Annotated in this window: 17 protein-coding genes and 1 pseudogene; 9 read left to right on the top strand and 9 right to left on the bottom strand. The window is 60.2% G+C overall.

Annotation, left to right across the window (positions count from 1 at the left end; all coding sequences use genetic code 11):
- Positions 1-50: 50 nt before the first annotated feature.
- Positions 51-1,097 carry an aldo/keto reductase gene (locus tag ACZ445_RS12945; protein WP_058424897.1) on the bottom strand — a complete coding sequence of 349 codons (1,047 nt, stop codon included), beginning with the start codon at positions 1,095-1,097 and terminating at the stop codon, positions 51-53.
- A 161-nt stretch (positions 1,098-1,258) separates the two neighbouring features.
- Between ACZ445_RS12945 and ACZ445_RS12950 the strand changes: the two genes are divergently transcribed.
- The 4 genes from ACZ445_RS12950 to ACZ445_RS12965 all read left to right on the top strand — a co-directional run bounded on the left by ACZ445_RS12950 (position 1,259) and on the right by ACZ445_RS12965 (position 4,147).
- Positions 1,259-1,975: a helix-turn-helix transcriptional regulator gene (locus ACZ445_RS12950; RefSeq protein WP_058424896.1), complete on the top strand. Its 717-nt coding sequence runs from the start codon at positions 1,259-1,261 to the stop codon at positions 1,973-1,975.
- Positions 1,976-2,027: 52 nt separating this feature from the next.
- Positions 2,028-2,363, top strand: a complete 336-nt coding sequence (locus tag ACZ445_RS12955) for a nuclear transport factor 2 family protein (RefSeq protein WP_058424895.1) — start codon at positions 2,028-2,030, stop codon at positions 2,361-2,363.
- A 15-nt stretch (positions 2,364-2,378) separates the two neighbouring features.
- The gene (gene zapE, locus ACZ445_RS12960; RefSeq protein ID WP_058424894.1) at positions 2,379-3,482 is read left to right on the top strand and encodes a cell division protein ZapE; all 1,104 of its coding nucleotides are present in this window, start codon (positions 2,379-2,381) and stop codon (positions 3,480-3,482) included.
- Positions 3,483-3,655: 173 nt separating this feature from the next.
- A complete protein-coding gene (locus tag ACZ445_RS12965; protein WP_058424893.1) occupies positions 3,656-4,147 on the top strand; it encodes a GNAT family N-acetyltransferase in 492 nt (163 codons plus the stop codon).
- A gap of 88 nt (positions 4,148-4,235) precedes the next feature.
- On the opposite strand, the gene ACZ445_RS12970 is transcribed toward ACZ445_RS12965, so the two are convergent.
- The 4 genes and pseudogenes from ACZ445_RS12970 to ACZ445_RS12985 all read right to left on the bottom strand — a co-directional run bounded on the left by ACZ445_RS12970 (position 4,236) and on the right by ACZ445_RS12985 (position 9,043).
- On the bottom strand, positions 4,236-4,457 hold the full coding sequence (locus ACZ445_RS12970) for a hypothetical protein (RefSeq protein ID WP_058424892.1): 222 nt from the start codon (positions 4,455-4,457) through the stop codon (positions 4,236-4,238).
- A gap of 144 nt (positions 4,458-4,601) precedes the next feature.
- Positions 4,602-6,830 (bottom strand): annotated as a pseudogene (locus ACZ445_RS12975) (TonB-dependent siderophore receptor).
- A 114-nt stretch (positions 6,831-6,944) separates the two neighbouring features.
- A complete protein-coding gene (locus ACZ445_RS12980) occupies positions 6,945-8,702 on the bottom strand; it encodes a phosphoethanolamine transferase CptA (RefSeq protein WP_058424890.1) in 1,758 nt (585 codons plus the stop codon).
- Between the two features lie 161 nt (positions 8,703-8,863).
- Positions 8,864-9,043 (bottom strand): DUF6026 family protein, encoded by a 180-nt coding sequence (locus tag ACZ445_RS12985; protein ID WP_259641660.1) that lies wholly within the window; start codon positions 9,041-9,043, stop codon positions 8,864-8,866.
- A gap of 269 nt (positions 9,044-9,312) precedes the next feature.
- Here ACZ445_RS12985 and gnd point away from each other — a divergent pair, with 269 nt between their 5' ends.
- The 4 genes from gnd (at position 9,313) to ACZ445_RS13005 (ending at position 17,465) form a co-directional block, all read left to right on the top strand.
- Positions 9,313-10,296: a phosphogluconate dehydrogenase (NAD(+)-dependent, decarboxylating) gene (gene gnd / locus ACZ445_RS12990; protein WP_058424889.1), complete on the top strand. Its 984-nt coding sequence runs from the start codon at positions 9,313-9,315 to the stop codon at positions 10,294-10,296.
- Complete coding sequence (gene zwf / locus ACZ445_RS12995) at positions 10,293-11,816, top strand: glucose-6-phosphate dehydrogenase (RefSeq protein ID WP_179029251.1); 1,524 nt, start codon at positions 10,293-10,295, stop codon at positions 11,814-11,816. Before gnd ends, zwf begins: the two co-directional genes overlap by 4 nt.
- On the top strand, positions 11,813-12,646 hold the full coding sequence (locus ACZ445_RS13000) for an HAD family hydrolase (RefSeq protein ID WP_179029252.1): 834 nt from the start codon (positions 11,813-11,815) through the stop codon (positions 12,644-12,646). Before zwf ends, ACZ445_RS13000 begins: the two co-directional genes overlap by 4 nt.
- 94 nt (positions 12,647-12,740) lie before the next feature.
- Positions 12,741-17,465 (top strand): dermonecrotic toxin domain-containing protein, encoded by a 4,725-nt coding sequence (locus ACZ445_RS13005; RefSeq protein WP_464708414.1) that lies wholly within the window; start codon positions 12,741-12,743, stop codon positions 17,463-17,465.
- Position 17,466: 1 nt separating this feature from the next.
- On the opposite strand, the gene ACZ445_RS13010 is transcribed toward ACZ445_RS13005, so the two are convergent.
- Entirely contained in the window at positions 17,467-17,727 is a 261-nt protein-coding gene (locus tag ACZ445_RS13010) for a hypothetical protein (RefSeq protein ID WP_179029255.1), read from the bottom strand.
- Between the two features lie 344 nt (positions 17,728-18,071).
- On the opposite strand from ACZ445_RS13010, the gene ACZ445_RS13015 reads away from it, so the two are divergent.
- Complete coding sequence (locus tag ACZ445_RS13015; RefSeq protein ID WP_464708415.1) at positions 18,072-19,397, top strand: sigma-54 dependent transcriptional regulator; 1,326 nt, start codon at positions 18,072-18,074, stop codon at positions 19,395-19,397.
- Between the two features lie 169 nt (positions 19,398-19,566).
- Here the strand turns inward: ACZ445_RS13015 and ACZ445_RS13020 are convergent, their stop codons facing one another.
- The 3 genes from ACZ445_RS13020 to ACZ445_RS13030 are packed head-to-tail and all read right to left on the bottom strand — an operon-like array spanning position 19,567 to position 22,383.
- Entirely contained in the window at positions 19,567-20,871 is a 1,305-nt protein-coding gene (locus ACZ445_RS13020) for a hypothetical protein (RefSeq protein WP_310864170.1), read from the bottom strand.
- Between the two features lie 49 nt (positions 20,872-20,920).
- A complete protein-coding gene (locus ACZ445_RS13025; protein ID WP_464708417.1) occupies positions 20,921-21,664 on the bottom strand; it encodes a hypothetical protein in 744 nt (247 codons plus the stop codon).
- Between the two features lie 38 nt (positions 21,665-21,702).
- Complete coding sequence (locus ACZ445_RS13030) at positions 21,703-22,383, bottom strand: C39 family peptidase (RefSeq protein ID WP_464708418.1); 681 nt, start codon at positions 22,381-22,383, stop codon at positions 21,703-21,705.
- Positions 22,384-22,389 lie beyond the last annotated feature (6 nt).

Raw genomic sequence — 22,389 nt, forward strand, 5'->3', positions numbered from 1 at the left:
ACCTCGTTGAATAAAAAACGGCCTGTTGAACAGGCCGTTTTTTTTTCGCCTCAGATAACCGGCGGTCGCGGGGTGTCGAGGCCGTTATCGACGGGGAAGCGCTCTGCGATGATTCCGTGTGGCACGCCGAGCGGGATGGCGCTGGCGGTGTTGAGGCGGGTGACTTGCTCAGCCGACAGTTGCACATTCAACGCGCCAAGGGTGCTGTCCAACTGTGCGCGGGTGCGCGACCCCAGGATCGGCACCAGCGCGGTGGTCGAGCGCCGGGCCTTTTCCCGCAGCCAGGCGATGGCGACGTGGGTCGGTGTGGCGTCAATTTCCCCGGCAACGGCCAGCAGCGTATCGAGCACGGCGGTTTCACGCGCAGTGTGTTCGGCGTGCACCAGGATCCCGAGTTTGTTGGCGCGGTTATCGTCCTGGGTGTGGCGGTACTTGCCGGTCAGGAAGCCGCCGCCCAGGGGTGACCACAGCGTGGCGCCCAGCCCCAGCGCTTCGGCCATCGGCAGCAGTTCGCGGTCCGCGCTGCGCTCGACCAGGCTGTATTCCACCTGGATGCCGATGAGCGGTGCGAAGCTGCGCACGTCGGCCAGCAGATCGGCGCGGGCAATGCGCCAGGCGGGGAAGTTGGACAGGCCGGCATAGTGGATCTTGCCGGCGCGCACCAGGTCATCGAGGCCGCGCAGGATCTCTTCCATGGGCGTGACGTTGTCGCTCATATGCGCCCAGAGCAGGTCGATGCGGTCGGTGTTCAGGCGCTTTAGACTTTCTTCTACCGAGCGCACCAGGTTCTTGCGATTGTTGCCGATCCGGATCGTGCCTTCATCGGACGGCTCGGTGCGCAGGGTGTACTTGGTGGCCACCACCAGGTTGTCGCGTTCCGAGGCGATAAATTCCCCTAGCAGCTTTTCGGCCTGGCCGAACTGGTAACCGTTGGCGGTATCGAGGAAGTTGCCCCCGGCTTCGAGGTAACCATCAAAGATCGCCTTGGCTTCGTCGCGCTCGGCGCCATGGCCCCAGCCCGTACCGAAATTACCGGTGCCCAAGGCCAGTTCAGATACCTGCAGGCCGCTGCGGCGACCAAAGATTTTATTGCGCATACAAGGACTCCAGAGGCAGTGATTGTCTTACATGTTTGGTAACATGTATTTAATATGATATGCGTAATTTATCGGGTCAAGCGACTTTTTTACTGCTGACGATTTCTGACAGGGGGCTTTGCTATGCTGCTGCACTTTTCCATTTTCTGGCGGGAAACCCTGTGTCGCGTACCACTCGTCTACTCACTTTGCTCCAGGCCCTGCGGGGCAAGAAGCGTCCGGTGACCGCTGCCGTGCTGGCGGCGCAGTTGGAGGTGTCTGAGCGCACGCTGTATCGCGATATCGCCGAATTGACGGCCTTGGGCGCGCCGATTTTTGGTGAGGCGGGGGTAGGGTATGTGTTGCGCAGTGGCTTGTTTCTGCCGCCCTTGATGCTGAACGCCGAGGAAACCGAAGCCATCGTGCTCGGCTTGAGGTATGTGGACCAACGCGGCGATGACGTGCTCAGCCGTGCGGCTGCCAATGCCCTGGCGAAGATCGCCGATGTACTCGACCCCGCCGCCCAGGAAGCCTTGCGCAACCCGACGCTGCTGCCGGGGCCGCCAGGGTTCGGTTACCCGGAAAACCGTGTGCCGCTCAATGTGTTTCGCGAGGCCATTCGCAACCAGGCGAAGCTGCAGATCGATTACGCCGACGCCAGCCAGACCCAGAGCCAACGCCTGATCTGGCCCCTGGCCCTGGGCTTTCTGAATGAAGTGAGGGTGATCGTGGCCTGGTGTGAATTGCGCGGGGCCTATCGCACCTTTCGCACCGACCGCGTGGCGAGTGCTGAGGTGCTTGGCGAACGTTACCCGGGGAGGCGCAGCGATTGGCTGCGGGCCTGGCGCAAGTTGATGGAGCAGAACGAATCCGGGCCGTTTACTCCTGACAAAAACTGACACAACCCTGGCTTAGCATGGCACTACAAATCACCAAGAAAGGAGCTGTGTCATGTCTATCCCTGAGTTGGCACCGGCCATCGCGGCCTATATCGCGGCGGCCAATACCCGTGACACCTCGGCTATCGCCCAGTGTTTTGCCGAGGATGCCAATGTGTTCGATGAGGGCCAGCACCAGGTCGGCGCTGCCGCCATTGCGCGCTGGATGGAAGACACCGGGCGTCGTTACCAGCCGCGGGTCGAAGTGCTCAAGGTGCAACACCGTACCGGCAAGGTGCTGGTCAGCAATATCGTGTCCGGCAATTTCCCGGGCAGCCCATTGGAGCTGCGCTACACCTTTCGCTTGAACGAGCAGGGCAAGATTTCGCGGCTGGATATTTCGCTGTAGTTCATACTGGCGGGCATGACTTTCGACTCGCCCCTCGCTGCCTACCAATACGCCGTTGCTCAACCGGGTTTCGTCGCCGACGCCGCTCAGCGCCGCGCGGTGGACGCCCTGCAAGCCTGCCACGAAGCCCTGCACCACAGCCATGCACCGATCACTGGCGTGTACCTGTGGGGTCCGGTGGGGCGGGGCAAGACCTGGCTGATGGACCAGTTCTACCAAAGCCTGCAGGTGCCAGCGCGGCGTCAGCACTTCCATCACTTCATGCAGTGGGTGCATCAGCGTCTGTTCCAACTCACCGGCACCCACGACCCCTTGCAGGCCCTGGCCCGGGAACTGAGCCAGGCCGTACGCGTGCTGTGCTTCGACGAATTGTTCGTCAATGACATCGGTGACGCGATTATCCTCGGGCGGCTGTTCCAGGTGATGTTCGAAGAAGGCGTGGTGATGGTCTGCACCTCCAACCAACCACCTGATCAACTGTATGCCGAGGGTTTCAACCGCGAGCGATTTTTGCCGGGCATTGCGGCGATCAAGCAGCACATGCAGGTGGTTGCGGTGGATGGGGGAGAGGATCACCGGTTGCATCCGGGCGCGGGTATTCAGCGCTACTGGGCCAACCAACCCGAGGCACTGGCGGGCGTGTTCCAGCGCTTGGCCCAAGGTCAACCGACTCGCAGCGGGCCGCTCGTGGTGGGGCACCGCACCATCGTCGCCGTGCAGTCCAGCGACACGGTGCTCTGGTGTCGTTACGCCGACCTGTGTGAACAACCGCTGGCGGCCATGGACTTCATGCTGCTGTGCGATCGCTTCAAGGCGATCCTGCTCGGTGAAGTCCCCAACCTCAGTGCGCAAAAACGTCCTGGCCGGATTGCCCGCGGCACCGAGGATGGCGCGCAACGTGTGGTGGCCGGTGATCGCGAATTGCCGGAGCTGTCAGTGCACGATGACAGCGTGCGTCGGTTTATCGCCCTGGTGGACGAGTGCTACGACCGTAAAGTGCCGTTGTTCATCGAGGCCCAAGTGCCGCTGGAGCAACTTTATACCGAGGGCTACCTGGAGTTTCCATTCCGCAGGACACTCAGCCGCCTGCAAGAAATGCAGTTGCAGCGTTTCGGCTGACGCCCGTACGAAAAAATCCAGGAATCGTCCGATTGCGCTTTTTCAACCACGCAACCTTCGCGTATTCATGCGCGTATTTGTAGTTAATCTCCTTCATCTGGCGCCTGCTCCACGCTTACAATCGTGCCCCTCACAGGGAGCCGAATCCCTTGTAATCGTGATTGAGGAAGGACATGGACACCCCAGATATCCTGGTGCTGCAAGCCAGCTACACCAACCCCGTGCATGCCGACGCCATCGGCCGCGTGCTCAACCATTACGCCGAAGACCCGATGGGCGGTGGCCACAGCCTGCCCGCCGACCTCCTGGAGCAACTGCCTGGCGAACTGGCCAAGCGGCCCCATGCGTTCAGCGTACTGGCGTTTGTCGGCGGAGAACCGGCGGGTCTGGTCAATTGTTTTGAAGGGTTTTCCACGTTTGCCTGCCGTCCTTTGGTCAACGTCCACGACGTGGCGGTGATGGATGCGTTCCGTGGCTTGGGGCTGAGCCAGAAAATGCTGCAAAAGGTCGAGGAAATCGCCCGTCAGCGTGGCTGCTGCAAGATCACCCTGGAGGTGCTGGAGGGGAATGCGGTGGCCCAAGCGGCGTATCGCAAGTTTGGTTTTGATGATTCGAAATTTGATCCGGCCCATGGGCGCATGTTGTTCTGGAGCAAACCGCTTTAATAAATAACAGGCAAAAAAAGGCGCCATTAAATGGCGCCAAGTTGACCTTGGCCAAAGGAGCGGGATGGCAAAGGGTATTACGGTTACATCAAGTGTTCGGTTGTTGCTCGGCAGTGGACTTGTCAGCAGTTTCTTTCTTCACGTTCTTTCCATCGGCCAGCGCGGTTTGTTCAGCCGTGCCGTGGGTTTGTTGCTGCACAAAGTTGAAGTCCTTGTAGAACGCTTTGGATCGCTCCGAGCCACCTTCGGCAAAGGCGGCGGCGGAGGTCAGGGTCATCAGGCTGGCAAGCATCAGGGTGGAGAGTTTCATGGCAGTGTTTCCGGTAAGTGTGATCGGTATCCGCTCTGTCCTTGATCAGATTCATGGGGCGAGTGTGGAGGGAGTTTATTAAGTAGGAATTAACGCCTAAAAAACCAAAAGCTAACAATTTCGTTAACTTTTGGTTAAAAGGTCCTACATCTTCCAGTCCAACGCCAAGGTGATTGAGCGTGGGTCGCCCCAATACACGCCGTTATAAAAACCAACGCGCTCGTAATACTTTTTATCAAATAGATTGTTGACGTTTAGCGACGCCGTAACATGTTCATCGAACTGATAGCGGGACATCAGGTTGACCACGCTGTAGGCCTGCTGGGTGATCTTTGCCCGAGTGGTGATTCGATTGCCCTCGCTATCACGAGCCCCCGTCGGCCGGTTGCTGAATTCATAGATATCGCTCTGCCAATTCACGGCGCCGCCGACCGTCAGGTTGCGCCATGCACCGGGTAACCGGTAGGCACTGGAGACCTTCAGCAGGTTCAGCGGCTGGCCGGTGTTGTTGCGTTTGTCCGCGCCGTTCACCGAGTGGGTATAGGTGTAGCCAGCCGTGAGATTCCAGTCCGGCCGCACCTCGCCGGCCACCTCCAACTCGAAGCCGCTTACCTTGTTACCCTTGCCGCCTGACTTGTAGTATTCCTCGCCTGTGATCGGGTTCGGCGGTACGGAGTCATCCCGTTCGGCGACGTTGTCCTGCTTGCTCCAGAAATAGGCGGCCGCTACGTTCAAGCGCTCCTGCAGCAAGCTGCCCTTGAGCCCCACTTCATAGTTGCTGCCCACCACGGGCTCCAGGTACTTCTCGTTGACGTCCTTGAGGCTCTGCGGCTTGAAGATGTCGGTGTAGCTGGCGTAGACGGTGTACTCCGGCGTGATGTCGTAGAGCAGCCCGGCGTAGGGCGTCCACATATCGTTGTGGGTCTGGCGGGTCTTGTTGGCCCTGAGCAATTGGTCATTGGCAGCGTATTCAGGCGCCGAGCTTTCCAGCTCCCAACTGCCATAACGGCTGCCGAGCACCGCATGCAGGCGCTCGGTCAGGTTCAGGCGCGTAGCCAAGTAGCCGGCTTTCTGCTCCTTACTGCTGTGCTCGCCCTTGAGCCCGGTCACGGTGTCGGCGAACTTGCCGATCCCGCCCATGTATTTCCAGTCTTCGATGCTGTAGTAGCCGCCCGGAATGCTGCTGCGCATCACGGGCGAGACGTCCCGCTGCGTGGCCTCGCCATAACCCATCATCAGTTCATGCTCACGGCCAAGCAGCGCATAGCTGCCAGCCAGGTTCAGGTCAATCGCCTCCATTCTCGACGTGCCGCGCATATGGCTGGCCCAGGCGGTCATGCCGCTGCGGTCGTCGTTAGGGAACCCCACGCCGCCTTAGTAGACCTTGCCGTCCGTGTCGCTCTGGCGATGGGTGTAGGCCGCCTTCAAGTGCCAGTCGCCATTCAGGCGGTGATCGAGGCTGGCAAAGGTGGTCTTGTCGGTCAGCGGCCAGGAGCTCCAGTGCGCCGCCATATTGGTTGAGCGTGACAGCCCAGCCTTGCCGCCCTGGCTGTTCCAGTAGGGCACGGTGCCCCAGGACGTGCCCTGTACCTTTTTGTCTTGGTAATCAAAACCGACCGCCAGCACGGTGTCGTCCGACAGGTCGCCTTCAAGGATGCCGTAGCCGACTGCCCGCTGCAGCGCGTAGTTGTCACGGAACGATTGGCTGTTGCGATAGGCCAGCACTGTACGCCCGCGCAGCTTGCCGTCGTACGCCAATGGGCCGCCGACATCCACGAAGCTGTAGTAGTTGTCATGGCTGCCACCGCTCACCCCGGTTTTCGCCTGCCACTGGGCGGTGGGGCGCTTGCGCACCATATTGACCGTGGCCGAGGGGTCACCCGCACCGGTGGTCAAGCCGGTAGCACCGCGAACCACCTCGATGCGGTCGTAGATGATGGTGTCGGAATCGGACTTCATGTAGCCGAAGGTGTTGAGCATCCCGTCAATCTGAAAGTTGTTGATGCCGTAGCCACGGGAGGAATAGGACACACGGTCGGAGTCGTTGTGCTGGACGTTGACCCCGGTGGTCTGGCGTAGCACTTCGGTCAATGTATTGAGATTGAAATCATCCATCTGCTGGCGAGTGATCACCGAGATCGACTGTGGGGTTTCCTTGACCGACAGGTTCAGCCGCGTGGCGGTGCTCATCGAGCCGGTGGTGTAGGCCCCGGTGTGCTCGGTGGTGGCCCCCAGGCCTTCGGCGTTGATGTTGGTGGCCCGCAGCTCGAGGGCTTTGTTTTCGGGGTCGGTTTCAGCCAACAGGCCGGGGCTTGCGACCACGCTGAAGAGGCCGAGGGTGAGCGTCATGGAACGGGTGAAAGGCGCAAACATCGCGGAAGACTCCTTGTCGTCTTTGCGGCCTTTCCGGTTGGGAAAGGCCTTGGTTCAAAGACGAAAGGAGAGGGGGAACTTTAGGTCTAAACGAGAATGATTGTTATCTTTCTGTTACAAGGCCGGTTTTTCCTGCAGCACCACGTCGGTCGGATTGGCCTTTTTCGGCTTGATCAGGCTGAAGTCGATCAGCGGCTTTTGTTGGCGCTCGTAAGGGTTGCCAATCATCTGCGGGCGCGGCGTGAAGCTGTCACTCACCAGGCTTTTTGTACGGTCGAGTTCATTGAAGCTAAGACCGGCCAGATCAGCCCAGGTGTGAATCAACTGCGAGCTGGAGTAGGGCCGTTGCAAGTCACCGGCGAAGCTCCAGTCGTGGGTTTCGCGCCATTTCGGTGAGGCGTAGGCCATGAACGGAATGGTGTACATCGGCGCTGTCGGCTTGCCTTCGTTACGTCCCAGGGTGGTGTGGCCAATCGAGTCGAAGACATCTTCGCCATGGTCCGAGAGGTACAGCAGGAAACCGTTCGGATCGGTCTTGGCGTAATCCTTGATCAGGCTCGACACCACGAAGTCGTTGTACAGCACCGCATTGTCGTAGCTGTTATAGGTGGGCAACTGGTCGTCGCTGATGCCCGCCGGCACGCCCTGGCGGTCAGTGAACTTATCGAAGGTTGGCGGGTAGCGGTACTGGTAGCTCATGTGGGTACCCAGCAAATGCACCACGATGAACTTGCGCTCGGCCGGATCGGCCAGGGCCTTGGAAAACGGTGCCAGCACATCGCCGTCGTATTGGCGGGCGTTCTGGTTGCGGTTGTTGTTCAGGTATACCTGCTCATCGGCCTGTTCGGAAAAGGTCGTGAGCATGGTGTTGCGCTTGGTCATGGTCTGCTGGTTGGTGATCCAGTAGGTCTTGTAGCCGGCCTGTTTCATCACGCTGACGATGGAAGGCGTCTTCAGGTACAGGTCCGGGTTTTCTTCGTCGGCGAAGGTCAGCACCTGTTGCAGCGCCTCGATGGTGTAGGGGCGCGGGGTGATGACGTTGTCGAACACCGCCAGTTGGTCACGCAGTTTGTCCAGCTCCGGCGTGGTGTTGCGCGGGTAGCCGTAGAGGCTCATGCGCTGGCGATTGGTGGACTCGCCGATCACCAGCACCAGGGTCGACGGTTGGCCGGCCATGGTGTCCTTGAGGTTGGTCAGGGGCGGGATCTGGCTGGCGCTGTCGAGCATGCCTTGCATGTTGTCCAGTTGCTCGGTGTAGCGGCGGTAGGCGACGATCATCTGCCACGGCACAGCCGGTTCGATACGGGTTTCAAAGCGATCGATGGCCTGCTCCATGTTGTCGCTGGTGGCGATCTGCTTGACCAGCGGATAACCCACCACCGCCAGCACAATCGCTGCCGCCGCCAGCATCGACTGGCCGCGAGGCAGGTAGACCGGGCGCAGCCGCGTCCACAGGAATACCGCGAAGGCGGTATGGGCGATGAATGCCAGTACGATCCACCAGGCAAAATACTGGGTGGCGTATTCGCCGGCTTCCGAGATGTTCGACTCGAACATGATGAAGATGACGCTTTGGGAGAATTCCTGCTGGTAGATGAAGAAATAACCCAGGCTGGCCATGGAACACGCCCACAGCACCACGCCGATCAAGGCGGCGAGCAGTCGTGTACGGCGGGGGAACAGCAGCATGGGCGCAAGCCACAGCGCACTCATGAAGAAGGCTTGGCGAAAACCACTGAAACCGGAAGTCCCAGTCAACTGGATCAGCAGTTGGGTAATGCCCGAGAAGTACCAGAAAAACAGGAACAGCCAGCCAAGGCCGGCCCAATCAAAGCCTTTCGCAGACGTGGTGCTGCGTTTGAACATCGCCATCCAGCGCTCCAACCCGTTGATTTTTCAGTTGACGCGCGGGGCTGCACGCAACAGAGGCCACCCTTACATGGGGTGGCCCTTGGGGGCTGGAGTATCGGGAGAGGCATGTGAAAACTTTGTGAGATTTTTGTAGCGGTTATCTTACAAAGCGATGGCGGGGCTCAGCAGAGCGCGGGTTGCGCACCGGCGGGCTGGTCCAATTGGGCCTGGATGATATGGGCACGCAGGCGCAGGACTTCCTGCTGCAGCTGTTCGCGCTCGTCTTTCAACTCGCGCAACTCGTCGCGACGGATAGTGACGTAGAGGGTCTGTGGCGGACGTGTCATCTGTGCAGTGCTCATTGCTTACCTCGCAAATAGCCGGTGTGTCGCGGTGTGCCAGAACGCTTGAGTCGAGGTTCTCGGCAGCAGTCAGGGCAATTCTGAATTCTTTTTGCAGGCAATGGAACTTTTTTATTTTTGATGGTCGTGTGACTTTTAGTGCCGTGATGCTGAAACGATGGCAACTTTTTTCCATGAAACTAGCGGTATCCGCGCTCGACTAACCCTCATTAGCCGCATTGCGCTATAAACTATGTCACACATTTTTTAGTAGTTAGGAGCATCAGCACATGCAACTGGGGATTATCGGACTAGGCCGCATGGGCGGGAATATTGCACGGCGCCTGATGCTCAATGGGCATACCACCGTTGTTTACGACCGTAACGAAGCCTTTGTAAAAGACCTGAGCGAAGAGGGCGCCACCGGCGTTTCCGGCCTCCAGGCCCTGGTTGACGGGCTGCAAAAGCCGCGCACCGTGTGGGTCATGTTGCCGGCGGGCGCGCCCACCGAAGACACCATCCACGAATTGAGCGCGCTGCTGGAAGACGGTGATGCAATCATCGACGGTGGCAACACCAACTATAAGGACGACGTGCGCCGGGCCAAGGCCCTGGCGGAAAAGGGCCTGCACTATGTCGACGTCGGCACGTCCGGCGGCGTCTGGGGTCTGGAACGCGGCTATTGCATGATGATCGGTGGCGACGCCGAGACCGTGCAACGCCTTGATCCTATCTTCAAGAGCCTGGCCCCGGGCCTGGGCAATATCCCGCGTACCAAGGACCGTTCCGCCAGCGCCGACCCGCGTGCCGAGCAGGGTTACATCCACGCAGGCCCCGCCGGTTCCGGGCACTTCGTGAAGATGATCCACAACGGCATCGAGTACGGGATGATGCAGGCGTTTGCCGAAGGCTTTGACATCCTCAAGACCAAGAACTCGGAAAACCTGCCCGAAGACCAGCGCTTCGACCTGAACGTCGCCGACATTGCCGAAGTCTGGCGCCGTGGCAGCGTGGTCTCGTCCTGGCTGCTGGACCTGACCGCCGACGCCCTGGCCACCGACCCGAAACTCGACGGCTACTCAGGCTCCGTGGCCGACAGTGGCGAAGGCCGCTGGACCATCGAAGCCGCCATGGAACAAGCCGTGCCGGTGCCGGTGTTGTCCACGTCGCTGTTCGCCCGCTTCCGTTCGCGCCAGCAGAGCACTTACGGTGACAAAATGCTCTCTGCCATGCGCTTCGGCTTTGGTGGTCACGTGGAGACTTCCAAAAAATGACCGCCAACGGCAAGAAACCCAAGGCCGAACCCGCTCCGCCCACCACCCTGTTTCTGTTTGGTGCCCATGGTGACCTGGTAAAGCGCCTGCTCATGCCGGCGCTGTACAACCTCAGCCGTGATGGCCTGCTGGGCGATGGCTTGCGCATTGTCGGCGTGGATCACAATGCGATCAGCGATGCCGACTTCGCCAAGAAACTCGAAGACTTCATCCGCACCGAAGCGGCGAGCAAGGTCAAGGGCAATGCCGACAACGCGTTGGACCCGGCCTTGTGGGCGCAGTTGGCCAAGGGCATCAGCTACGTCGAGGGCGACTTCCTCGACGACAGCACCTACGCCGACATCGGCCAGAAGATCGCCGACAGCGGCACCGGTAACGCGGTGTTCTACCTGGCCACCGCGCCGCGCTTCTTCAGTGAAGTGGTGCAACGCCTGGGCAGCGCCGGGCTGTTGACGGAAACCGACGACAGCTTCCGGCGCGTGGTCATCGAGAAGCCCTTCGGCTCCGACCTCGCCACCGCCGAGGCGCTGAACGCCAGCCTGCTCAAGGTGATGAGCGAGAAGCAGATCTATCGCATCGACCATTACCTGGGCAAGGAAACGGTGCAGAACATCCTGATCAGCCGTTTCTCCAACGTGCTGTTCGAAGCGTTCTGGAACAACCATTACATCGACCACGTGCAAATCACCGCCGCCGAGACCGTCGGCGTTGAAACCCGGGGCAATTTCTTCGAAAAGACCGGCACCCTGCGCGACATGGTGCCCAACCACCTGTTCCAGTTGCTGGCGATGGTGGCCATGGAGCCGCCCGCAGCCTTTGGTGCCGACGCCGTGCGCGGTGAAAAGGCCAAGGTGATCGGCGCGGTGCGCCCCTGGTCCCTGGAAGATGCGCGGGCCAACTCGGTACGCGGGCAGTACACCGCCGGCGAAATCGGCGGCAAGCCACTGCCGGGCTACCGTGAAGAAGCCAACGTTGCACCTGACAGCAGCACCGAGACCTTCGTTGCGCTCAAGGTGATGATCGACAATTGGCGTTGGGTCGGTGTGCCTTTCTACCTGCGCACCGGCAAGCGCATGAGCGTGCGCGACACCGAAATCGTGATCTGCTTCAAGCCAGCACCCTATGCGCAGTTCCGTGACACCGAGGTCGATGAACTCAAGCCCACCTACCTGAAAATCCAGATTCAGCCGAATGAAGGCATGTGGTTCGATCTGTTGGCGAAAAAGCCCGGGCCGACCCTGGACATGGCCAATATCCAGTTGGGTTTCGCCTACAAGGATTTCTTCGAAATGCAGCCGTCGACCGGTTACGAAACCCTGATCTACGATTGCATGACCGGCGACCAGACCTTGTTCCAGCGTGCCGACAACATCGAGAACGGCTGGCGTGCCGTGCAGCCGTTTCTGGATGCGTGGAAGGAGGACGACGGCATCCAGGCCTACAAGGCCGGTGAAGACGGCCCGGCTGCCGCCGACGCGTTGCTGGCCCGTGATGGCCGTACCTGGCACAGCCTCGGATGAGTGATGCAGCGATTCATCCCATCCGTTTTATCCTCAGTGACGTGGACGGCACCTTGCTGCACCCGGACCACCGCCTCAGCCAGCGCACCGTGGACGCGGTGCGTGCGCTGCGTGAGGCCGGGGTGGCTTTCAGCCTGGCTAGCGGGCGTCCGCCCAAGGCCATGCTGCACCTGATCGAAACGTTCGGTATCGATGTGCCGGTGGCAGGCTTCAACGGCGGCACGTTGATCAACCCGGATGGCAGCATTCTGGTTGCCCACCATTTGCCGGCGGAAGCGGCGCTGGTCACCCTGGCGCTGTTTTCGGGCGAGCCGGACGTGGAAGTGTGGGTGTTTGCCGACGGTGACTGGCTGCGTCGCGATCCGCCCGGGCCGATGGTGCGGCGCGAAGCCGATGGCCTGGGCTACGGGCCGGTGGTGGTGGAGAGTTTCGAACCCTACCTGGATCGGATCGACAAGATCGTCGCCGCGAGCAATATCACCCAGCGGCTGGTCGAGTTGGAAGCGCAGTTGCAGCCCAAGGTTCAGGGGCTGGCCCACGTGTCGCGGTCACAACCGGTTTATCTGGATGTGACGGCGATGTTGGCCAACAAGGGCGAAGCCTTGAAGACCCTGGCTGCACACCTTGGCATACCACTGGAGCAGACCGCAGCGATCGGCGATGGCGGCAATGATCCGGCGATGTTTGAGGTGGCCGGGTTGTCGATTGCCATGGGGCAGGCGGAAGAAACCGTCAAGCGCCAAGCCAATGTGGTCACTGGCAGTAACCTCGAGGATGGCGCCGCCGAGGCGATCGAGCGGTTTATCCTGGCCGACCGCAATATACGATAGACAGTTACAGCGATAAGTCTGGGCAGTACATCAACAATGGACGCTGAGTCTTGCGCCCCGCACCCCGGGGCGTTTTATCAGCAAGGAACCCTCCATGACTGCCCCGTCTTCGTTTGCCCGCAGCGAGCTTGCCACTGAGCTTGCCCGCAAAATCCTCGATTACTTTGCCACGCGGCCTTCATTGCAGGAGGTTGCCTTGCGGGTGATGGAGGATAGCCTGCCCACCCGCTATCGCTGGTTGCCGATCAACCACACAGGGCCGATGCTGCTCACCCCGGTGTACCGCTATGACAACCGTACTTTCGTGCTTGAAGGCCACGACGCGCAGAATTTGCCCGATGCATTGATTGAGCGTTGCGCGACCGGGCAGTTCGTCGATTTCAACCAGGGCCAGCTCATTGCGCAGAATGCCCAGGGCGCGACACTGCCCCAGAAGGTAGAGATCCGGGATGTCGAGAAGGTGCTCAATCAGCAAGGCCCGCTGTTGCTTGAGCGCTACCAGCAAGCACTGGTGGATTACTGGATGAGCCCGGGCGACGACCAGACCATTCGTTACCTGTGGCTGGCCGAGACCCTCAGGAATGCAGTGTTGGACGCGGCGACCCACGCTTCGCTGGCCGGGCCACAGTTGGACATGGTGATCAGCCTGGTCAGCCGCTCGTTGCCGGCCTCGCGCTTCCTGCCGGTCGACGGGCAAGCCTATATCATCGATCAATGGGGCGAGCAGGGGGCGACGAACCTGGAGATGCTGCGCGGGCTGGTGTTGGTCAAGCAGCACGGCGAGCGCACCACGGTGTTGCTGTTCACCCTGTCCAGAGGTATCCAGCGCTTCGACTCCCTGGCGCAACTGGGCGATTGGCTGGTCAACCTGATGAGCGAAATCACCCCAGGCCATTCGATGCAATGGCGCTTGTACCGGCCGGCCGGAAACATCTTTCACAGTTTCAGCCTGACCTTCCTGGCCAAGCAGTTGGCGGACATCAAGGCGGTATTGCCGCTGGTGCGTTCAATACCCAAGCCGCAGGACGTATTGGTGCGTGCGGTCGAGGTGATCACCCTTGACTTTGACAGTGCGCCCATCGGCTCAACGCTCATGCAGCGCCTGCATGACGCACTGCCCGGCTGGTTGTTGCAGGCTCCCGTCGACCTGCAATGGCAGATGAGCCGCTACGCCATCGACCTGGCCAAGCAGATTCGGCAACCGGATTGGCGGCCATTTGACGAAGGCGTTCCCTCGCTGCTGGATTACGCCCGTCAGGCGCTGTCGGCGCAATTGGTCAAGGACTATCCGGACCGGCCGGTGATCGATCCTGATCGCGTCAAGGTGATGATCGAACTCGATGAGCGTGACTTGCACGCGCAGGCCGGTTTGCTGTGGCAGCTGCCGCCGCTCTACACCCACGGCAGCTGGACCCTCAGTGAGTTCTCATGGTTGGCGTTGACGGCCCTTGATCCGAGCCGGGTCACACTCACGACAGCCCCCGGCCACCCGGCGGTGTGGCTCACGCCCAGTGACGCGATAAGCCTGATTGGGCGTGCGGACGTCCGGGGTGGCTACGGTCGCTTGATCAAAGAGAAATTCAAGGACAACCCGCGCGAACTGCTCTGGCGCAAGGCGAGGTTTATCGAGCAATTGCGCCTGCAAGTGCCCATGCTGGCGCTCGAATACCACCTCAAGTACCCACGGGCGTTTTCCCGTAGAGCCTATATGAACGTGGCGGCCATTTTTCAACCGCGCACGGCTGAAACCGAGTCGGTGGTGTTGCGTCCTTTAGCCTTCACGCCGGCGTTGGGGGAAGCGCCTGATGAAGTGCGCAACATGTTCATCATCGGCCCGCGCAACCTTGGCGAAGGCCCGCAGATCCTCTACCGGCCGATGTGCGACGTGAAGTTCATCGAGTTTGCCAGCGCAGACGCGCTGCTGGCTGCCATCGCCAGCCCAGGTCAGTTGCAGTTTCAGGTGTTGGCCTGGTTGCCGGCGTCGGCGCGGGCGCGCTACCTGGTGCCAGACCTGACTGCGCCGAGTCTTGCGGCGTTCGAGCGGGTCGACTTCAACCAGTCATTGTGGTCTGGCGAGGGGGCCGCGTTGGCCGATATTGAAGTCGAGGGGGACTATCTGGCAGCGCTGTTCGAAAGCAGTGTTGAGACCACCTTGAGTGTGACGCAGCCGTCGGCGTCCTCCGAACTCGACGCCTTCTGGGACTGGGTCAAGTGGCTGTTCGGGGTGGGCTTGCTTCTGCTGCTGACGTTTTACGGCGGTCCCGCGGGGCGGGCGCTGGGCTGGCTTTTCCTGACGTGGTCGGTGGTGCAGGACCTCAGTTCCATCGGTGACAAGGATGCCGAAGACAAAGTCTCCAGCGTGGCGGACCTGTTGTTGAATATCGGTCTGCTGCTGCTCAGTCGCGGCCGTGTTTCCACCAAAGTCGCCGGGCGATCAAAAGCGGATGATTTGCTCGACCTGGCCCAGGGCGCCGATCTGGAGCAAAGCATTGAAATGAGTTGGAGTGAGGCACCGGAGTATCTGTCCGAAGGGGGTCAGACCAGTCGTATCGGAACGCCAACGGTGCAGTTGCCGACGGTACGCGGTCCCGAGGAATTGGTGCGGGGGGATCCTGACCTGGAGCAGTTGTGGAGCGGCTTGTACCGACGGCTGTCGGTGATTCGTTTGGCGGAGTTGGCGTTGTACAAGGTCAGGCCGCTGCCTTTTGCCGAGCGTATCAGCACGGGTAAGCAACGCGGCCTGTTCCGCGCCACCAGTGGCATCTACGCGAGCATCGATGGCGATATGTTCAAGGTTGAAGAGCATGCGGGTGTGATGCGGGTGGTGAACGATGACCTGGTCAACCGCCTGGGGCCGCAGGTAGTGTCCGACACCCATGGGGAATGGTCGTTTTCTCCTGAGCCTGCAGTGCCCCATGACTTTCAGGAAGCCCTTGACCTGGAAAAACAACGGCTGGCGCAATTGAAAAGTGATGAGCAGCGGCGCAAGGCCCTCGATGAGGAGTACAACCAACTCGTCCTGCAGTTTGCGGGCCTGGACTTTCCCGATGACGACACGCTGCAGGCGCTTTCCCACAAAAGTGCCGAACCCGGTACGCCGGCGCTGATCGAGGACGCGTTGGCCAAGGCGGCTGTCTCGCTGTGGTGTTCTACGGCCTTGATGGAGGCACTCACCCGGCGGCGACGATTGATGCTGGTCAGGGAGTTCAGTGCGTTGTACAACCGGTTCCGCGCGGGCGTGGTCAAGGCCAGGCGCAACCAGGCGTTGCTGCTGGCGAGCAAGCGCGAGGTCATGCTCCATGATGATCACTTCCATGCTACGTGGTTCGATGCACAGAACCTGAGCAAGATGGTCCTGGATACCCGAACCTGGGAACGGATTGCCGCAAGGTTGCCCGATTACGCGACGTTGCAACGCAGCGCTATCGAGGCCTGCCAGGACGCCGAACTGCGGCTTGAAGAAATGAAGCGCTCCGGCAAGGTGGGCGATACCGCTGTTGCCGCGTTGGACTCCGCAGCCTGGGCCGGTCGGCGCATGTCGATGAAGTGGCAGGAGCTGCAGCTGCGAACCCTGGCCCTGCAGTGTTTTGACGGGCGAGTCGCGGGTATCAGGGACGCTACGCTGAACCTGCTCCAGGAGGTCACTACGTTATGCAGTCTGAAACTGCTGACCTATCGGGAGCTTTACAGCAAAGGCCGTTTCAACCTGGATCACCAACTGCGGGTTGCCAATGACGTACTCGATGCATTGGTGTTGGCCTATGTCCGTCTGGCTTACCAGCTGGGTCCGTTGCCGGGTTATATCAATGCCCAGGCGCTGGGCAACTATCGGGCGTATGTCCGGCAGTTGCAGTTGGCGCAGGAGGAGGAACTGATCGAGCTCTATCGGCAGTATGAACATGCCGGGCTGGAGGCAATTTCGACCACGGTTTCCAGCGGCCCCAAGCAGCTGATTGATGGGGGCGCGCAAGGTGCTGTCATCGGCAATCGACGCAGCGTTGCCGGGCAAGGCACATCCTACGAATACGTTGATGTGCTGGAGCCCTTCGATCATCGCAACATCTTCACCTTCGAGCGCCTGGGGACCGAGCAGGAGCCGGTGTGGAGGCAGGTGATGAGTCTTGAGCCGGCGGATAACGCAGTCGACGCGGCTGAATCGTTGGCGACGATTGGCGATGAGGCGCAACGGTTGTGGCGAGATGCCGAGCGTCAATACGGGTTGATATCCGACTTGGAATCCATCCACAGGATCTCGCCGCGCCTGGCACGAGGTGAATGGTTCAACTATATCCAGCGCATGACCCGGCAACGCGAGCTGTTGATGGGGGCACTCCAGGTGCCGTCGGCTTCGCCCAGGCATCGGGACCTGCTGGATTTCTTCAGGCATACCCCTGCTGCGTTGTATGAGGAAATTCTGCGGTTCATGGGGCAGGGGGCGGCAATGCGTGATCGTATGATCCTGAGGTATTCGCCGACGTCGGAAGGGCTGCTGCAACTTTACAAGGCGTGGAAGGTGGACGTGGTGGAGTTGCAATCCGTGCGGCCGTTGATCAGGGAGTTCGAGGTACGCGAAAAGTCCACGGGGCGTCCATTGTGGTTGGCTCGTTTTCACTATAGGACGCAAGCCGCGCGTGATATTGGCTACCACTTTATCCGTGGACACCTCAAACGCTATGCCGAACGCAACATCGGCTACGCGAAGTTAAAGGACTACGCCTCTAACCGGGAACTTCTGATCAATGCCCTGCGCTCGAACATTGATCATGAAGTTGCCGAAACCGTGTTCTTTACCGAAGAGGTCAATTCGACGGTGCGCTGAATTACTTCGGCATCGCCCACTTTTGCAACTGATAGCCGCTCTTGCCTAACTCGGAACGCGCCTGCAACAGCAAGTCTTCAAGTTGTGCAGGGTCGGAATAAGTGCGCGCATCCAGTTGCCGGCTGCCGATACGGGTATTGGTGCGGTCGATGACGCTAAGGCTCAGGGCGCCATTGCCGTCATGCCAGGCCACGCACTGAAAGGGTTGGAAAGCACGGTCTGCGATCAAAAGAGCTTCGTTGATGCGGAGCGGGGCGTTCATGTGGGTCGTCTCTCTAAATGCCCATTCAAGTGATTGCCGGCGGTTGGGCTGACCGTGCGGCGGGTTACTTGTACTGATGCACGATGGCGGGGTACGGGTCACATGTTAGAGCAACTATTTTCAACGTTTAGTGATTGACGTCATGTAAGCGGCTGTTTTGAAAGCTGAATGAAAGTTTAGGCATGCCCCAACTTTTTTGGCGCAGATGCGAGGAGGTGGCTTTTTGCCCCGACTTATAGCGAAACGGTACAAGGCGCGTGTCAAGATCTTGCTAGTGTTAGCCGCAGGCGTCACAAGCCTTTGTTTATAAATAACTTTAACAATTTTGACGCCAAGGAACAGTCATGGGTGTGCCCCCCGTTCAACGTCGGTTGCTAGTGGTTGATCCCTGTGACGATTGCCACGACCTGCTGCCAGTATTGCGCACGGCCGGTTGGGCGGTCACCAGTTGCCCCTTGGACGCGGTCGGCGATCGGTCCTGTGATGTGGGCCTGTTGCGCCTGCAACCGTCCCATCTGGAACGCCCCGAATCGGTCAAGGAGTTGATTGGCCGCAGCGGTACCGAGTGGATTGCCGTCCTCAGCCCGGACGTACTGCGCCTGCAGAACGTCGGTGATTTTGTCTGCGAGTGGTTTTTCGACTTCCACACCTTGCCCTTTGACGTCGCCCGGGTGCAGGTCACCCTGGGCCGTGCCTTCGGCATGGCGCGCCTGCGCGGCAAGGGCCACACCCTGGTGGATGAGCCTGAGCATGAGCTGCTGGGCGACAGTCGGGCGATCCGTGAACTGCGCAAACTATTGTCCAAGCTGGCGCCCACCGAATCACCGGTGTTGATCCGTGGTGACAGCGGCACGGGTAAAGAGCTGGTCGCCAAGACGCTGCACCGCCAGTCCCAGCGGAATGCCAAGCCCTTTGTCGCGATCAACTGCGGGGCGATCCCGGAACACCTGATCCAATCCGAGTTGTTCGGCCATGAAAAGGGCGCGTTTACCGGCGCCCATCAGCGCAAGGTCGGGCGCATTGAAGCGGCCCATGGCGGTACGCTGTTCCTGGATGAGATCGGTGATTTGCCGATGGAGCTGCAAGCCAACCTGCTGCGCTTTCTTCAGGAAAAACAGATCGAACGCGTCGGCGGCAGCCAGCCCATTCCCGTGGATGTACGGGTGTTGGCCGCGACCCACGTCGACCTGGAGGCCGCAGTCGAAAGGGGCGCTTTTCGCGAAGACTTGTATTACCGGCTCAACGTCCTGCAAGTGGTGACGGCGCCGCTGCGCGAACGCCATGGCGACGTGGCGATGCTGGCCAACCACTTTTCGCGCTTCTACAGCCAGGAAACAGGTCGACGCCCGCGCAGTTTCAGCGAGAGCGCCCTGGTGGCCATGGCGAAGCACGCCTGGCCGGGCAATGTGCGCGAGCTGGCCAACCGCGTGCGCCGTGGCCTGGTGCTGGCCGAAGGGCGCCAGATCGAAGCCGTTGATCTGGGATTGCAGGCCGAACAGGCAATCTCGCCGCCGATGGCTACACTGGAAGACTACAAGCACCGCGCCGAACGCCAGGCGCTGTGCGATGTGCTCGACCGGCACAGCGACAACCTGAGTGTCGCCGCCCGTGTGCTGGGGGTTTCCCGGCCCACCTTCTACCGGTTGCTGCACAAACACCAGATCCGCTAGGGCGGGTAAACCGAAAAGCCCCGCAACGACCCTTATCGTTGCGGGGCTTTTCCTTGCGCACTGTAGCGAGCGGGCTCGTCGTGGTTAGGCGGCTTGCTGTGGCGAGCGGGCGTGTTGTGGCGAGCGGGCTTGCCCCGCGTTGGGCTGCGAAGCAGCCCCTCGGCTTCTCCTAAAAGTAATACGGAAACTTCAAGCTAAACGTAAAGTCCGGCGCATCATCCGTCATCCCGATCGCCAGGTTCGGCACGATCGTCAGGTTATCCGACGCCGCAATGGTCATGCCCACGTTGAAGTAACCGGCGTTGGCATCGCTGGACACCACCGACTGCCAATCCCCACCGTTAGGCTTGAGCTTGCTCTTGCGTTGCACCAGGTCGGAGACCGAGAACGACATACTCATCTTCTCGTTCAGGGCGAACGCCACGCCCACACCGAGTTGGAAGCTGTCGCCCAGGCTGACCTTGCCGCCGACTTTCTGGTTGACGTCGCTGCTGATGTCGTCAAACGACTCTTGAAAGTTGTGGGTGTAGGAGAGCGAGCCAAACAGCACCGCAGGGTCGAACGTCTTGACCAGCGAGATACCTGGCGTAACCGACCAGACACCATTACCGGTGGGCAGGTTTTCCGGCACATACAGGTTGTCGTTGGCGGTTGACCTGACCAGCTTGATGCCAAACGGTTCTTTACCCGTTGGTGCCTTGACGCGCAGGGACACCACCGCATCCGGCAGGGTGGGGGTTTCGTCGAGGAACTTGTAGGCCACCCCGAAGTTGACGTCGCCGATGGTCGGGTCACGGCTCACCGACTCTTCCGAAGTGGCGTTGGCATTGTTGCCGGCGCCGCCGGACTGATAAGTCGACTCGCGGTACACCACCGGCACGTTCACATCGAACTGCCAGCGGTTGTCGACGTTGTAACGCCCCGTCAGGTCCAGGGTCCAGTTGTCCGACTTGATCCGGTCGAGGTTGATATTGCCCAGGAAGATCGAGTCCAGCGCCAGGAAGCCGTTTAGCGTCAGTTGGCGTGCATCATAGCGCGCATAAGTGATCCCGGTTTCAAAGCTGAATTTGCCATTGCCGAAGAAGCCGCTGGCCTCGTTATAGAGGTTGCTCACGCTTTGCGCAGGCGCCGAATCGTCCTTGAGCGACTGCCCATAGGAGCTGCCGCCGCCGCCCGCACCGCCGGATGCCGCCGCCGCTCCCGTGCCTGCCACCGTGGCACCGCTGGCCTTTTGAAAGTCCGCCGGGGATTTGGCCAGGCGCTTGGGTGCTGGCGTCGCCGGCGTGTCCTCGACCTGGCGCACCCGTTGTTCCAACACCGCCAGGGCTTTCTGCTGCACTTCGTACCGCTGCTTGAGCTCCAGAAGTTCCTGTTTGAGGGTCTCGATATCGGCGTCTGGCGCGGCATACAACATGGATGCGGGCAAGAGCGTACTTAAACAGACCACCGCACGTAGCGATAACGATCGATGCATGAAATAAGCCGTCCTTTTCTAATGCGAAAGTGTCGAGGGTCAGCGTAGTTCAATAACCGAGAGTGCGTAGGCCTTTGAGTTGATCCAAGTTGCAGTTCAACGCGGGGTTGATCAATCCGTTATTCATTACCACGTTGAGTTGGGTCATGCTGTTGACGAAGTTGCTGTTGCCGGTCAGTACCGTGCCCTGCAGCACCTGGCCGCCACCAATCTGCTGGAGGCTGTTGCCTTGGTTATGATTGGCCTGGATCGCCATCTGCAAGCCGCCATTGTTGGCCGAGACGCTCACGCGACCTGCCGCGCTGTCGCCGGTGACAGTACCGCCGGCCACCAGCACCTGCCCCGACTGCGCGGCATTGGACGGTGCAAAGCCGTTTTCAGTGACGTTGATCCCGACATTGTTGTAGGCGGTGTTTTTGTCGCCGGCAGCGCGCACGCTCTGGGTCACGCCTGTGCCGGTGCCCAGGCCGGCGCCTCCGGTGACGTTACCGGTGCCGGTGCTCGGGTTGGTGCCATTCCCGGTTGAGCCGGTGGTCTGCACGTAGAACTGCGGCGTAATGGTCGATGAGTCGACTTGCATGCTGGCCTTGCCGGTGATGTTATCGCCCGCGGCATTGGTCCAGGTGCTGCTCATGACAATACCGAAGCTGATGATCCGCCCCGGCATCACATAACGGCCGCGCAACTCGGCCATTTCCGAATCCTTGAGTTCGATCGGCTTGAACGCCGATGAAGCATAAGCGGGCATTGAGGCTGCCAGACACAAGACCGTCAGCCAACGGGAAGTGTTCATCTGCTGCTCCTGGAGCGTCCTGCCCCTTATTGCGCTTCTTAGAAGAAGTCGCTCTGGATGAAACCGAAATCCATCAGCTCGGCATCGCCTACGGGCCTGAACTGATTCAGTTGGTTCTTGGCGGTCAGCGGTGTGGGCGGGTCGAGCAAGGCATTGGCCTTGTCGTAGCCTTCACCCAGCACGGCGAACACGATGCCATTCCAGCCCTTGACGAAGTCGTCGCGCGAATAGCGCTTGTGGCCCAGCACCGGGTCGCCGATATAGACCCAGTCCTTGTCGGCGCGCTGCAACACCACGAAGTGCTTGTAGCCACGAATCTCCAGCAGCACCACCACGGGGATTTTCACGGTCACCAGGGTGTCCGGCGAAATCTTGTAGCCCCGGGCCCGCATGCCGATGCTTTCGAGGTAGCGCTTCATGTCCAGCATGGAAAAACCCTGGGTGCGAACCAGGTCCTGGTCGGCATTGACCAGCATGCCTTTGATCACGTGGTCTTCGTCGACGTCGAGCCAATAGCCCTGGCGCAGGATGGTGGCGAGTGCCGCGGCACCGCAGCTGAAATCGGTTTTCTGTTCCACCAGGTTGGCGAAGCGGCGTTCGCGGATGCTCTCGACCTTCTTGTAGATGACTGCACCGCCAGGCATGGCGGAAATCGCCATGGTGCCTGCCCAGGTCGGGCCGGTGAGCAGCATCAAGAGGGTGAGGGTCGCGAGGCGCATGATCGG

This window comes from Pseudomonas allii, assembly GCF_055380095.1.